This window comes from Lysinibacillus sp. GJ-1 (assembly GCF_021166035.1).
GTDB classification, from domain to species: domain Bacteria; phylum Bacillota; class Bacilli; order Bacillales_A; family Planococcaceae; genus Lysinibacillus; species Lysinibacillus sphaericus.
Window position 1 is genome coordinate 1,671,802 of record NZ_CP088912.1, and the last position, 13,924, is coordinate 1,685,725.

The 13,924-nt window shown below is 34.8% G+C and carries 14 protein-coding genes and 2 riboswitches; all 14 genes read left to right on the plus strand.

Going from position 1 to position 13,924, the window contains the following annotated elements:
* Nucleotides 1-330: 330 nt before the first annotated feature.
* A complete protein-coding gene (locus tag LO754_RS07825; protein ID WP_024363332.1) occupies nucleotides 331-582 on the plus strand; it encodes a PLD nuclease N-terminal domain-containing protein in 252 nt (83 codons plus the stop codon).
* Nucleotides 566-1,471 (plus strand): ABC transporter ATP-binding protein, encoded by a 906-nt coding sequence (locus tag LO754_RS07830; RefSeq protein WP_231785948.1) that lies wholly within the window; start codon nucleotides 566-568, stop codon nucleotides 1,469-1,471. The genes LO754_RS07825 and LO754_RS07830 overlap by 17 nt, the downstream gene beginning before the upstream one ends.
* Nucleotides 1,468-2,256 carry an ABC-2 transporter permease gene (locus tag LO754_RS07835; protein ID WP_231785949.1) on the plus strand — a complete coding sequence of 263 codons (789 nt, stop codon included), beginning with the start codon at nucleotides 1,468-1,470 and terminating at the stop codon, nucleotides 2,254-2,256. Before LO754_RS07830 ends, LO754_RS07835 begins: the two co-directional genes overlap by 4 nt.
* Nucleotides 2,257-2,361: 105 nt before the next feature.
* Nucleotides 2,362-2,487: riboswitch (FMN riboswitch) on the plus strand.
* A gap of 120 nt (nucleotides 2,488-2,607) precedes the next feature.
* Nucleotides 2,608-2,733: riboswitch (FMN riboswitch) on the plus strand.
* A 190-nt stretch (nucleotides 2,734-2,923) separates the two neighbouring features.
* Nucleotides 2,924-3,562 (plus strand): riboflavin synthase, encoded by a 639-nt coding sequence (ribE, locus tag LO754_RS07840; protein ID WP_231785950.1) that lies wholly within the window; start codon nucleotides 2,924-2,926, stop codon nucleotides 3,560-3,562.
* Nucleotides 3,563-3,617: 55 nt separating this feature from the next.
* Complete coding sequence (gene ribB, locus LO754_RS07845; protein ID WP_305068884.1) at nucleotides 3,618-4,250, plus strand: 3,4-dihydroxy-2-butanone-4-phosphate synthase; 633 nt, start codon at nucleotides 3,618-3,620, stop codon at nucleotides 4,248-4,250.
* A 17-nt stretch (nucleotides 4,251-4,267) separates the two neighbouring features.
* Nucleotides 4,268-4,735 (plus strand): 6,7-dimethyl-8-ribityllumazine synthase, encoded by a 468-nt coding sequence (ribH, locus tag LO754_RS07850; protein ID WP_231786297.1) that lies wholly within the window; start codon nucleotides 4,268-4,270, stop codon nucleotides 4,733-4,735.
* A 107-nt stretch (nucleotides 4,736-4,842) separates the two neighbouring features.
* Nucleotides 4,843-6,303: a spore germination protein gene (locus LO754_RS07855; protein ID WP_231785951.1), complete on the plus strand. Its 1,461-nt coding sequence runs from the start codon at nucleotides 4,843-4,845 to the stop codon at nucleotides 6,301-6,303.
* Between the two features lie 191 nt (nucleotides 6,304-6,494).
* Nucleotides 6,495-6,728, plus strand: a complete 234-nt coding sequence (locus LO754_RS07860; protein WP_025219139.1) for a DUF1540 domain-containing protein — start codon at nucleotides 6,495-6,497, stop codon at nucleotides 6,726-6,728.
* Between the two features lie 206 nt (nucleotides 6,729-6,934).
* Nucleotides 6,935-7,966 carry a C45 family autoproteolytic acyltransferase/hydrolase gene (locus LO754_RS07865; RefSeq protein ID WP_024363340.1) on the plus strand — a complete coding sequence of 344 codons (1,032 nt, stop codon included), beginning with the start codon at nucleotides 6,935-6,937 and terminating at the stop codon, nucleotides 7,964-7,966.
* A 320-nt stretch (nucleotides 7,967-8,286) separates the two neighbouring features.
* Nucleotides 8,287-9,594 carry a sensor histidine kinase gene (locus LO754_RS07870; RefSeq protein ID WP_024363341.1) on the plus strand — a complete coding sequence of 436 codons (1,308 nt, stop codon included), beginning with the start codon at nucleotides 8,287-8,289 and terminating at the stop codon, nucleotides 9,592-9,594.
* Between the two features lie 273 nt (nucleotides 9,595-9,867).
* A complete protein-coding gene (locus LO754_RS07875) occupies nucleotides 9,868-10,419 on the plus strand; it encodes a histidine phosphatase family protein (protein WP_024363342.1) in 552 nt (183 codons plus the stop codon).
* Between the two features lie 18 nt (nucleotides 10,420-10,437).
* Nucleotides 10,438-10,683 (plus strand): cold-shock protein, encoded by a 246-nt coding sequence (locus tag LO754_RS07880; protein ID WP_024363343.1) that lies wholly within the window; start codon nucleotides 10,438-10,440, stop codon nucleotides 10,681-10,683.
* Between the two features lie 1,172 nt (nucleotides 10,684-11,855).
* Nucleotides 11,856-13,343, plus strand: a complete 1,488-nt coding sequence (locus tag LO754_RS07885; protein WP_231785952.1) for a malate:quinone oxidoreductase — start codon at nucleotides 11,856-11,858, stop codon at nucleotides 13,341-13,343.
* Between the two features lie 277 nt (nucleotides 13,344-13,620).
* Entirely contained in the window at nucleotides 13,621-13,842 is a 222-nt protein-coding gene (locus tag LO754_RS07890) for a DUF2829 domain-containing protein (RefSeq protein ID WP_024363345.1), read from the plus strand.
* The last annotated feature ends 82 nt before the right edge of the window (nucleotides 13,843-13,924 follow it).

Sequence of the window (13,924 nt, forward strand, 5' to 3'; positions counted from 1 at the left end):
TAGCTATGGGCTATTTGTATCTATATGAATAGGTAGCATAGTATTCCCCCTAAAATAAATAAATTAGCTGAAATCGGCGTAATAGGAATTTCTTTTTGAGTTTGACTAATTTTCATTCTTATCCGGTGCACTTTCACGCGATTTTCTCCTTTTAACAATATTGGCAGTGAAATCAATGTAAAAATAATTATCTATAATGATAATATTATCATTATAGATAATATTGACTGTAGCATATCATTTAATAAAATAACAAGTGCAATTCCAAAAAATGTGTGTTAATGTTATCATTATTAGTAATGATAATGAATGTTGAGAGGAGCGTTTTTATTGAAACTTCACTATGGGTTAGATGAATTGAATGACATTGATTGGTTGGCTGTATTACAGGTTATATTGCCATTTATGATGGTTGGTTTCATCCTTATCCTTGTTGCATTAATTGATTTGTATCGACACCGAAATGCAAGATCAAATGTTGTGTTGTGGACAATCATTATTTTATTTTTTAATACCATTGGTCCAATTTTATATTTCACTATTGGGCGAAAAGGAGCGAAACATCATGAAGTTAGAAATTAAAGGGGTGACTAAAACATTTAAGGCAAAGACAGCAGTCAATAATTTCTCGATGGTGGTTGAAACTGGACAATGTGTAGGGCTTATTGGACCTAACGGTGCTGGAAAGTCTACGTTAATCAAAATTATTGCAGATATTTTATATGCGGAAAAAGGAGAAGTCCTACTAGATGGGAAAAAAATTTCAACCATGAAAAAAGAAATTGGTTACCTTCCACAATATCCTGATTTCTTTCATTGGATGACAGCTACAGAAACACTCTTTTTTATGGGACAGTTATCTGGCATAACAAAACAAGAGCTTACGGAGGAAGTGCCAGCTATTTTAACAAAAGTTGGACTTATAAATGAACAACATGAGAAAGTTCAAACATTTTCTGGGGGAATGAAGCAAAGGCTTGGCATTGCCCAAACACTGTTACATAAGCCATCTTTTATTGTCATGGATGAGCCTGTATCGGCATTAGATCCAATAGGCAGGAGAGAGGTTTTAAATTTAATACAAGAAATTAAACATGAAACGACTATCCTATTATCTACTCATATTTTAAGTGATGCAGAAGAAATATGTGAACGCTTTGTCATTATGAAAAAAGGTGAAAAAATTGAAGATACGACATTAGATAAATTAACTAACAATCATGATGCGGTTGTGCATCTTGAATTGGCATCACATAATATGCTTTGGGTGCAAATCATTGAAAAGCTCCCATATGTTAAAAATGTTGAAGTATTGGGTAAGAAGGCGAAGATTACCCTCGATAATATTCAGCAAAATAAAGATAGGTTGATTCGTGATGCGATGGACAACAACATGGATATCGTTAAATTTGAAGTTGGAAGCAGTGAGACATTAGAAGAAATCTTTTTAAAGATGGTGGTGAGTGTATGACATCTTTATTTATTTTAACGAGAAAAGAATATGTACAAATGTTTCGTGAGTTTAAGATACTTTGGTTACCTCTTGTTTTTATGTTTTTAGGCGCAACACAACCAGTTGTCACATACTATTTACCATCAATTTTAACAGCGCTTGGTGGAAATCAAGGTATTACCATCGACCCTTCAATGATGCAGCAGGATGGAGCACAAGTAATGGCGGCAACTCTAGGCTCCCAATTTGATCAGTTAGGCATTATGGTAATTGCTATTGCCATTATGGGCATTATTCAGTCAGATAAAGCGAATGGAATGCTTGATTTTATATTAACAAGGCCTGTAAAGGTAGGATCCTATATCGGTGGAAAACTTTTTTCTAATTTCTCATTTGTAGCGCTTAGTGTGACATTTGGCTATTTTGTATCTTACGTTTATGTAAATTTCTTGTTTAGTAATATTCCATTTCTTACGATGATATTAGCGCTTGGATTATACTTAGTATGGGTACTTTTTATGATTTCTTTTACTGCGATGGTCAGTACTATTTTTAATGGACAGGGCGTTATAGCTTTAATTAGTATTGTTTGCTTGCTACTGTTGAAAATCATTAGTGGTTTACATCCAATAATTGATTTAGTGAATCCTGCTGGCATGAGTCAACAAGCAATGATGGTATTAATAACGGGTTCAATGGATGCACAACTATATGGAAATATGGTGATAACGTTCATATGGATTACTTTAACTGTAACAATTTCGCACTATTGGATTTCGGAGAAGAAATACCATAAAAATTAATAAAGTATAATTTTTTGACAAAATCAGTTATCAGCATGCAGGCATGAAAAAATTTTAGGTGGATAATCTATTAAAATAATGTTATCGTATGAAGTAACTAAATAATATATCCTTCAGGGTAGGGTGAAATTCCCAATCGGCGGTGATGAAGTAATTCAAAGTCCGTGAGCGCAAGCTGATTTGGTGCAAATCCAAAACCGACAGTTACAGTCTGGATGGGAGAAGGGTGAAAGTATAAGCTTTTTAAATTCGTATGACTTTAAAAGGTCTATTTGGCTACGCTTATATAGCATACTACTTCCCATCGCTTCTGTTGGGAAGTTTTTTATTTAGGCAAAAATTGAATAAATATCTGTTCTTCGGGGTAGGGTGAAATTCCCAATCGGCGGTGATGAAGCAATTCAAAGTCCGTGAGCGCAAGCTGATTTGGTGCAAATCCAAAACCGACAGTGATAGTCTGGATGGGAGAAGAACAATGAGATGGCAGCCTGTGGAAAATTTTTGTATCCACTAGGTTTATTTCGTGACGTCTTATGTACACGTACTCCCAAACCCCTTTTATATGAAAGGGGTTTTTTGTTTGTTTCGATTATAAAAATTGAAAGGGGAATTAAAATAATCACTATCAAAAGGTTTACGACATAGGGTTAAGAAAGTAGGTGGAAAATTGTTTACAGGTATTATTGAGGATATTGGTACAGTAAAAACCTTGCAAAGCGATAGGCTAAGTATGGAAATAACGGTGATTTCTCCCAAAATAGTGGCGGATGTGAAGCTTGGGGATAGTATAGCCGTAAATGGGGTTTGTTTGACAGTAACTCATTATAATGACCAAGAGCTAACAATGGATGTAATGCCTGAAACAGTGAAAGCGACGAATTTACAGCAACTAACTGTTGGAAATGCGGTCAATTTAGAGCGTGCAATGCCAGCCAATGGACGATTTGGTGGCCACTTTGTTTCAGGGCATGTAGATGGTGTAGGGAAAATTTTACGTAAACGTCCAATGGCAAATGCGGTCTATATTGAGATCGAACTGTCAGAAGACTTAACGAGCTATTGTATTCCTAAAGGGTCAATCACAATTGATGGAACGAGTTTAACGCTCTTTCATGTTGAAAAAAACAGTGTCACAGTATCACTTATTCCACACACATACAAAGAAACCGTACTAGGAATTAAAAATGTTGGGGCACTAGTCAATATCGAAACCGATTTAGTAGGCAAATACATTATTCACCAGCTAAAGGGTAGTCAGCAATCGTCGACTATTACAAAAGATTACTTAGCGAAGCATGGTTTTTAACCTGCTATAGAAAGAAAAACATAATTAATAAAGTGATATCTATTAGGAGGTGGCAATGTTGCTACATTCAATTGAAGAAGCGATTGCCGATTTAAAACAGGGCAATATGATTGTTGTCGTGGATGATGAAGACCGTGAAAATGAAGGAGATTTACTTGCCCTTGCAGAGTTCATGACACCAGAAACGATTAATTTTATGGCGAAATATGGTAGGGGGCTTATTTGTACACCCATTTCACAGCAGCTTGCACAAAAATTAGCGTTGCAGCCAATGGTCATAGATAACACTGATAATCACCAAACAGCGTTTACTGTCAGTATTGATTATAAAGAGACAACAACAGGCATTAGTGCGTTTGAACGTGCTTTGACGATTCAAAAAATGCTAGCGTCACATGCACAAGCATCGGATTTCCGTAGACCTGGACATGTTTTTCCGCTAATAGCAAAAGACAATGGGGTATTAGAGCGTCGAGGGCATACGGAAGCTACTATCGATTTGGCTAAACTTTGCAACAGTGTAGAAGCTGGTGTGATATGTGAAATTATGGGCGATGATGGGGAAATGTTACGCTTTGATGATTTAGTGAAGTATGCAAAAAAACATAAATTAAAAATGATTTCGATTGACGCATTAGCAACATACCGTCGTCAACATATGCAAATAGAAAATTCACTTACTATGTAAAAGAGGAGAATGAAATGATGGGCAAAACATTTGAAGCACAATTAATTGGCAATGATTTAAGAATAGCGGTGGTCGTTGGTCGTTTTAATGAATTTATAACAAGTAAATTATTAAGTGGTGCATTAGATGGGCTAAAGCGTCATGGTGTAGACGATAATTTAATAGATGTTGCGTGGGTACCAGGTGCATTTGAAGTACCGTTTATCGCAAAGCAACTAGCTGAAACGAAAAAATATGATGCCATTATAGGTCTAGGTACAGTTATTCGTGGCTCTACAACGCATTATGATTATGTGTGTAACGAATCAGCTAAAGGCATTGCAAACGTATCGCTTTCGACAAATGTACCAGTGATTTTTGGTATTGTCACAACTGAAAATATTGAACAAGCGATTGAACGTGCTGGAACAAAGTCTGGCAATAAAGGTTATGATGCAGCGATGTCTGCAATTGAAATGGCTAATTTACAAAAAATGATTGGCTAAAAGGATGCATGGTCGTAAAATTTATTGCATAATTTTTTGGACATTGGGAAATATATGTTTATAAGTATTTTAGTAAAATAATTTGTTTGAATTTGGTTCAGTAGGAGATGAGGAATATTCAATCAATAGAACAAGAAATCGAATTGAAAATGTTGAAAGAATTATTTCAACGCTCTGCTGACGTAATTTTTCAATCTTTTACCTTTCAACAACAGCATGTTTATTTTATTACATGTGAGTCGATGGTCGATCAGTTTTTATTGAATAAGGTCATTATCGAGCGAGTTCAATCTTTGTTTGAAGACAGCTCTGTAAACTTATTAGAGGAAAAAATAAAAAACGATTTACACATTCCTAATCTTCAAAAAGTAACCAATTTAGATGATGCTATTACGCGTGTATATTCAGGGTTTGTTTTGCTTTACTTTGAAGGGGAAAAAATTTTATTTTCAAGTAAAATTACAAAAAAACCAAATCGAAATCCTGAAGAAACAAAGCAAGAACTAGTGGTAAAAGGGCCGAGAGATGATTTTATAGAAGATGTTTTTATTAATGTGGCCTTAATTCGTAAGCGATTGCCTACAAATTCTTTATGCGTGGAAACAGTGGAAGTCGGAAAGCGCTCTAAAACGACAGTGGCTGTCCTATACATGGGTGATATAACGGACAAAAATATGGTCACGGAACTAAAAAAGCAATTAAGGAAAATTAATACAGATGTTGTCTTTAGTGGCGATATAATGATGGAAAGTGTGGAAAAAACCGCGAAAATTTTACCGCGACATGATTATACAGGGCGACCAGATTTCGCAATACAAGCGCTAGTCAGAGGACGAATACTTCTTTTTGTCGATGGCGTATCTTACGCAATTATTACGCCGCCTAATATGTTTCTACTTTTTAAATCAGGTGAGGATAATGATTATCCATCTATGGTCGGTACATTAGAGCGTCTGTTACGAATCGTAGGAATATTAATAAGTATGCTTTTACCCGGTTTTTGGCTAGCATTAACGACTTATCATCAAGAGCAGATGCCAATATTACTGTTAGCGACGGTTGTCCAATCACGTACTGGCTTGCCTTTTCCAACGATATTGGAGATATTGCTAATGTTATTTATGTTTGAAATATTTCGCGAAGCAAATCTACGCTTACCGTCTATTTTGAGTGGAACAATGAGTGTCGTAGGTGGACTAATCATCGGAGATGCGGCAATCAAGGCAGGCATAACGAGTCCTTCCATGATTGTCGTGATTGCCATCTCAAGTATTGCCGCCTATACTCTTGTCAATCAATCCTTTGTAACTGCAATGAGTATTTTTAGGTTATTTGTTATCTCAATGACCGCTTTCTTTGGATTATTTGGTTTCTTTTTGTCCTTGTTTTTCATTCTTATTTACTTTGCCAATATCCGTGTATTAAGCGTTCCGTACTTAAATATTGGTGCCAATTTAAACTGGTCCGACACCAAGAAAACATTAATACGTCTATCGCCAAAAGGATATAGTAAACGACCAAAATTTTTACATCCTCAAGATGAGACGAGGTCATCGAGCAAAAATTAGATGTCTTTCAGTAGCACGACAATTTACATCTATCACATGTGCTGCTTGCAATCGTATTGACCGATTATGTTGAAGTTATTTTTAAGCTTGACTTGTAAAAACCTATGGATTGGACAAAATACAAAGTGAAGAGTATAGATTAGATTTTCCATTCTATATTTTTCAAGACCAATCATAAGGGGTGGATAGTTATGCCGAATGTCCAAGTTAGCTGTGCAGTATCAAATTGTGTTTTCCATGCCAAAGGTAATTATTGCGGAGCTGAAAAAATTGCAATCGACATGGATAAACGTAATACGAACAAACGTGATGCGGAGTTTGCTTCTGACTTTGAAATGCATACAATGTCAGAAGAGGCAGCAGCCATTCAATCATCCGATACGTGTTGTAAAACATTCAAATCAAAAGAAAAAAACTTTAGCTAATGGGTATCGTTTGTTTTGGATAATGTAAATAAAGATAATATCTTTATTTCACCAAAATAATTTATCTGTACCTTTTACTACTGATTTGGTCACGTTAAAGGTTGTCTTCCTATAGGAAGGCAACTTTTTTTATACCCTTGACCTTCCAGTTACTTGAAGGATTACGATGATACTGAAGATTGAATAGCTGTATGGGAGGGATTTCAATGAATAAATATCAAGAATTAATCGTATCTGTAGTAGCTTTAAGAGGCGATGCTTATGAAATAGGTTTTCAACAAAGTAACGAAATAAAAACAAATGCACATTTAGCGCAAAATGAACAACTGTTAGCTTTATCTGCTACTTGTAATACACAGCGGGTACAAGAGCTGTTGCGACATGTTTCGCCCAATCTTTTGCAAGAGATGAAGGGATTAGCGTTTGGCTTAAAACAGCCGTATGAAACCATTATAAAAATGTATAGCGGTTATAATATAATATTTCCAAATATGGGATGTACCTCGGTTGTACACAATGGGAAGTATGTAAGAAATTATGATTTTAGTCCAGTTATGTATGATGCAAGACTCGTTTTTTCTAAACCGTCTAAAGGGTATGCCAGTGTAGGTTTTAGCCAGCAAATTATTGGTAGGTTAGATGGAATGAATGAAAAAGGGCTTGTAGTAGGGCTGCATTTTGTCAATAATGATTGGAAAGGAGATGGCTTTTTGGCGACTACAATCGTTAAAATAGTGCTTGAACAGTGTGAAAATATTGAAGAGGCTATTGCACTTTTAAATAAAATTCCACATCGCTATTGCTACAATTACTCCATGACAGATCAAAGTGGAAAAGCAGTTGTGGTGGAGGCTACACCAATAGAGCGGGTAGTTTCTGCTGAACATCCGCTTATATGCACAAATCATTTTGAGTCTCAACAATTGGCAGGGAAAAACAAAGCTTGCATTGAGGGTTCAAAACAACGAAAAAGCTTTATAAATCGCTATGTAGTAGATGCGCGTACGACCATGTCTGTCTATCACCATTTCAATAATGGAGATTCTCCGTTATTTTTTAAACAATATCAAGAATATTTTGGTACTCTCCATACTGTTATATACTCACCGAAGCAATTAGAGGTAGTTGTTGGAATAGGTGAAAATTGTGAGCCGCAATCATTTTCTCTCCAACAATTTATCGAAGGTAAACTTATTTTTCCGATAACCATTAAAGGAAACATAATTCAGGCTATCTAATTTGTTAGGCTTGGTTTATAATTTAATAGAATAAATAGGGGAATGGCGTAACATTTGTTGGGCTATTCTCCTTTCGTTTTGTAGCTATTTCGCTTTTCGAAAGAAAAATAAATTATTCCATTTTTGCATAACAATTACTAAGTTTTAAAAATAAACTTGGATAAAAGTATTGTTTTCAACGTACTTTAAAAAATATACATGAAAAAACGAAAATTACTATAGTATAATATTATTGTTATTAATATAAATATTAATTTGTTCTAGGAGTAATTACACATCGTTAAATAATGAATACAATAGATGAGGAAGTACCAGTTTGTATGAAAAATCGTAAAATTAAACTAATATTAGTATTAGCGACAGTCTTATTGTCATTGTTCACAAGTTTAAATGTGCTCACTTCATATGTGAAAATGAAAAAGACGGTGGAAGAATCTATCGCTAACCAAAGCTTAGAAGCGGCTATTTCCATCGCATCATCAATTGATGTTAAGTTGTATCAAAAATTTGCAAATAATCCTGTGAAAAATGCAACTTATTGGGAAATAAGAAAATACTTAAATGATGCACGAGAAAAAATAGGGGCCTTAAATGTCTATACGTTAGAAATTGATAATCCTAAAGTATCAAAAACGATGATTGCCGGTGTTCCTAATCATCTCACAGTAGGCTTTGATATTGGACAAATTTGTACTGTTCCAGAAAAGCAAATCAAACTAGCTTATCAAGGGTTGACATATGTTACGAATGTCATTAATGACCCTCAACACGGAGATTATCTTTCTGTAGGCGCTCCTATTAAGAATGAAGAAGGTCACGTTATTGGCTATCTCGGGATTGATATAAGCGCAGACAAACTTAATGGTATCAAAGGAAAAGTATTAGAAAATAATTTATTCTTGTTTATTTATAATGGAATATTTATAGTAATCGTTATTGCATCGTTTTTCTTTTTACAGAGATGGTATCAAAAAGAAGTGACAAAAGAAGTAGAGGTAACAGAAGATACCTACCAAACTGAAATAAAAGCGTTAATTACCTCTGTATCGTCCTTAAGACATGACTTTACCAACCATATTCAAGTGTTGCATGGGCTTTTACAATTGGGAGAGCCAGATCAAGCGAAACAGTATTTATCATCATTATCTAAAGAGGTACAGGAAATAAAGTCATTGAAATTAAATATTAACCATCCGGGGCTGTCAATTTTATTGCAAACAAAAAAGTTAGCTGCTCAAAATCATAATATTGAGATGGATATATCGGTTTCACAGGATACTTTCGATAAAATAAAAACAACTGATATCATTAAATTATTATCAAATTTAATTGATAATGCGATTGATGCGACAACTGAATTGCCTGAAAGTGAACGCAAAATGAAAATTTGTTGTCATGCGGATGAAATGAAGTATGTATTTGAAATTGTTAATACAGGACCAACAATTCCAGACCCTGATCAAATCTTTAAGCAAGGGTTTACAACGAAAAAAGCTGAACTAGGAAAAATTAGAGGCCAAGGCTTGTTTATTGTGAAAGAAGTTGTGAAAAAATACAACGGCACCATTTCTATCCAATCTACTGCACAATTTGAGACAACAGCGATTGTCATTATTCCTTTAAAGTAAATGGGCAAATGTACTTGGCTGATAGTATTAAAATTTTTTGATGTGGTTTGTCTATAGGGCTGTTTATTAGCAGTTTTTTCCTTCACGGCTAATTTTCGCGTAAAGCAAAGTCATCTTAACAGGATAGAATAATAGCTTAAGCTTCCTACATGTATAGAGTAGGAGGCTTTTGTTGTTAAGAAAATCCGGATGTTTTGCATAGCATGTATGAGCTAATATCAATCATACATTAACAGTAAATCTAATAGGGCAGGTTAGGAGGATAAAAACAATTTGGAACAGCCAATCCTTGATTTACTAAGAGCAGGTGGATTGATTTTATATGTTAGACATGGAGAAGCAACTGTTGGTGAAGATCAGCCATATGTTAATTTTCAAAACTGCTATACGCAAAGAAATTTATCTGATTACGGTCGGCGAGAAGCCGTTTACTATGGACAAATGCTGCGGTATTGGCAAATTCCAATTAGTTCACCTATAATGACAAGTCCGTTTTGTCGAACAATTGAAACGGCACAGCTTGCATTTCCAACAATGTATCTACAAATTGACCCGTTCTGGTTTTCAATTACTAAATTAGCAGAAACGATTTCCACTACGGAACAACAACAAATTGTAATGGAAGCCCAAAAACATCTAGAAGTAAAACCACCACCTGGGACTAATCAAGTAATTATTGCACACAGTTTTCCGAAAGGGACTGCCATAGGTGAAATGACAAGCATGGGAACCGTTATTATTAAGCCCAAAGGTGTGGGTAATGGCTATGAAATTGTAAAACAGCTAACATTAGCCGATTTAGCAACCTTAGGGACGTTACAATAATAATTTTGGGGGATAGAAATGAAACGAGAAGGAATTGTAAAATGGTATAAAAATGAAAAAGGCTATGGACGTATTATGCTGAATGGTGAGGAAGACAATCATGTTTTTGTTCATTTTAGCTCGATTTTGCCGGATAAGGAAAGATTTCCAAATGCATTTCGCTTTCTGAAACAAGGCCAAAAAGTCTCCTTTGATTTAATTGAAATACCCAATTCTACTGATCAAAAGCAGGTTGCAGAAAATGTCATTGTGCTGTCAGACTAATATGCACGGGCGTAATAGTTTGTGGCAACCAATAGTTCAATATTCTATCGACGAAAAAGTACGGTACCGATTTATAGAGACGTTAATCCATATACAGGATTGGCGTTTTTTTCTTGCGTTTATTAGAGCTTATGGTGTTTTCTTATTTTTCGTAGATAAGGAAGGTACGCTGTAGTATGGTAGATTATAAAAATCGATTAAATATACATCTAAATTTATAATTATTTGTATTTTGTATACCGAAAGGGCGGGTCACTTATCATTGAGTGACCTACCTTAGTTGTCTGTTTAGGGCAATGAATTTATTGGAAAAGATAAATTACTTGATGTATAAGTTATTTAAAAAATAAAATATTCTAATAATTTTTGTTGTTGTATGGTAAACTTGATTGTGTTATATAACAATATGAAGAAAATATTTTTGTAGGTTGTATATGATTTCCTTAAAAAGGAAGAGAATAATAAAACCAAGGTTTAAGTCTTGATAGATTTAATGGAAGCGTATACAGTAACTAATGAGGCAAGTGACAGATAATCGTTTGATTTGTAACACTTAGCTTAATGAGAAAAAATAATTGTTGAGCTTTTGTTATTGAAGAGGATTGGAAGTAATTGTTTCGTTTGTTTAAAGAAGTGTGTCTTTTGACCTTTATACATAATTGGAGTGAAAATGCTGGAATATCCCGTCGAAAAAGCGAAAATTAGTTTGAAGGTACCTTGTGAATGTTAGCAAATCATGTAAAATAGAGTCGATTAAGCACTTTTAGACTAAAAGGTCTAGTGCTTTTAGTATGAGTGAAGTTAAAAAATATCTTTCATTAAAAAATGATGGATAAATTATTTTAGTAGTAGCATACTAAAATTCAATCAGTTGACTTTATACAACATAAAACATCTTTCAGACGATGCATTTATCCGATTTGATCAATGCACCATTCTCCTGGAAACAGGGGGAAGGTTTTTGTTTTAAATATGTACAAAGGACATTATGAGCGGACTTCGCACTTTTTACTACTTTTTAATTAGTTTATTACTATAATATTGTAGTAGATATTTTATTCTTTAAATAGTTGTGATAGACTATTGTAAGTTTATAGTTGATACAGAAAAGGTGTGTGACTAGTTTACACCTACATCATTTCTGCAAATCTTAAAATATAAGGATGGTAAAAATGAGTAACAGAGTAACTAAATCAGACGTCATCTTAATTGGTGCCGGAATTATGAGTGCGACTTTGGGGACAATGCTCAAAGAATTAGCACCGGATTGGAATATTACTGTGTTTGAAAAACTTTCAAACGCCGGTGAGGAAAGCTCTAATGAATGGAATAATGCAGGAACAGGGCATGCAGCACTATGCGAGCTTAACTACACTTCTGAAAAACCAGACGGTACTATTGATATTAGCAAAGCAATTAATGTTAATGAACAGTTCCAGGTTTCGATGCAGTTTTGGTCATATCTTGTAAAGAACAAGCTGATCCAAAATCCGCAAGATTTTATTATGCCATTACCACATATGAGTATGGTAAGAGGTGAAAAAAACGTTGAGTATTTAAGAAAACGTTATGAAACAATGTCAAATAATCCTCTTTTCAAAGGGATGGAATTCTCTGATAATCCAGAAAAACTTAAAGAATGGATTCCACTTATTATGGAAGACCGACCAGCAAATGAGGCCATTGCTGCAACAAAAATTGACACTGGTACAGACGTTAACTTCGGTGCTCTAACACGTATTTTATTTGACCACCTAAAAGCGAAAGATGTAGATATCAACTACAACCATAGTGTCGAAAGCATTAAACGTACGAAAGACGGTTTATGGGAATTAAAAGTACATGATAAAGATGGCTGTAAAATGGAATACCATACAGCAAAATTCGTCTTCCTTGGAGCTGGCGGAGGAAGTCTTGAATTATTACAAAAATCAGGCATTCCTGAAGGAAAACACATTGGTGGATTCCCAATTAGTGGATTGTTTATGGTATGTAAAAACCAAGAAGTGGTTGAACAACATCATGCAAAAGTATATGGTAAAGCTGCAGTTGGTGCACCACCAATGTCTGTTCCACATTTAGACACTCGCTTTATCGATAACAAAAAATCATTACTATTTGGACCATTTGCTGGTTTCTCACCAAAATTCTTAAAAACAGGTTCGAACATGGACTTATTCGCTTCTGTAAAACCGCATAATATTACAACATTATTAGCGGCAGGGGTTAAAGAAATGTCTTTAACAAAATATTTAATCCAACAACTGTTATTATCAAAAGATCAACGTATGGAAGAGTTACGTGAGTTTATCCCAACTGCTAAAAGCGAGGACTGGGATATTGTCGTAGCAGGTCAACGTGTACAAGTTATCAAAGATACTGAAGCTGGCGGTAAAGGAACATTACAATTTGGTACCGAAGTAGTAAGTGCTGCTGACGGATCAATCGCTGCATTATTAGGTGCTTCACCAGGTGCATCTACTGCCGTTCACGTTATGTTGCAAGTTATTCAAAAATGTTTCCCTCAACAAGCTAAAGAGTGGGAGCCAAAACTAAAAGAAATGATTCCATCTTACGGTATCTCATTATTACAAAATCCAGAGCTTCTTGAAGAAGTTCATACTTCAACAGCAGAGACTATAGGCCTAAACAAAAACTAATCAACTTATGAACCTTCGATCCATTTTGGATTGAGGGTTCTTTTTTCATGGGTAGGGAAGGAGTTGTTACGTTGAGCAAAAGTAGCGAAGCTATTCTTTTTTTATATTGCTGTTGTTTCTAAATTTCCAATATATTACTAAATAAGGAACTGATATAACAAAAAAGTAGTTAGAATGAAAATTATAAATGAACTAGCTTCTGTTGTAAACAAAATAAATATCCAGTATACTTTTTTCGTATGGCATATTAGAAAAGATTAACAAAGGATGAGTATAGATGACGTTTGAAGAAGTATTACCGCGTTTAAAGGCGGGCGAGAAAGTAATTCGTGAAGGATGGGGCGGTGCTGAATTATATGTTAAGCTTGTAGGTCAAAGCGTGCACGACGGAGAGAATTTGAACCCCTATTTTTTAATTAATGTGCGTGGCGAGGGTTACACGATGTTCACACCAACAGTATGTGATTTATTAGCCGAAGATTGGAAAATCGTAAACTAAATTCAGTGTCGTTTCAAAGGTTATAATAGTATGCTAAGTGATTCTTAGTATGCTATTTTTTTGATATGAAGGTTAAGCTTTG

Excerpts from the sequence above, each read along its gene's own strand:
- LO754_RS07830 (WP_231785948.1), top strand. The coding sequence starts at position 566 with ATGAAGTTAGAAATTAAAGGGGTGACTAAAACATTTAAGGCAAAGACA.
- LO754_RS07835 (WP_231785949.1), top strand. The coding sequence starts at position 1,468 with ATGACATCTTTATTTATTTTAACGAGAAAAGAATATGTACAAATGTTT.
- ribB (WP_305068884.1), top strand. The coding sequence starts at position 3,618 with ATGTTGCTACATTCAATTGAAGAAGCGATTGCCGATTTAAAACAGGGC.
- ribH (WP_231786297.1), top strand. The coding sequence starts at position 4,268 with ATGGGCAAAACATTTGAAGCACAATTAATTGGCAATGATTTAAGAATA.
- LO754_RS07855 (WP_231785951.1), top strand. The coding sequence starts at position 4,843 with ATGAGGAATATTCAATCAATAGAACAAGAAATCGAATTGAAAATGTTG.
- LO754_RS07860 (WP_025219139.1), top strand. The coding sequence starts at position 6,495 with ATGCCGAATGTCCAAGTTAGCTGTGCAGTATCAAATTGTGTTTTCCAT.
- LO754_RS07865 (WP_024363340.1), top strand. The coding sequence starts at position 6,935 with ATGAATAAATATCAAGAATTAATCGTATCTGTAGTAGCTTTAAGAGGC.
- LO754_RS07870 (WP_024363341.1), top strand. The coding sequence starts at position 8,287 with ATGAAAAATCGTAAAATTAAACTAATATTAGTATTAGCGACAGTCTTA.
- LO754_RS07880 (WP_024363343.1), top strand. The coding sequence starts at position 10,438 with ATGAAACGAGAAGGAATTGTAAAATGGTATAAAAATGAAAAAGGCTAT.
- LO754_RS07885 (WP_231785952.1), top strand. The coding sequence starts at position 11,856 with ATGAGTAACAGAGTAACTAAATCAGACGTCATCTTAATTGGTGCCGGA.
- LO754_RS07890 (WP_024363345.1), top strand. The coding sequence starts at position 13,621 with ATGACGTTTGAAGAAGTATTACCGCGTTTAAAGGCGGGCGAGAAAGTA.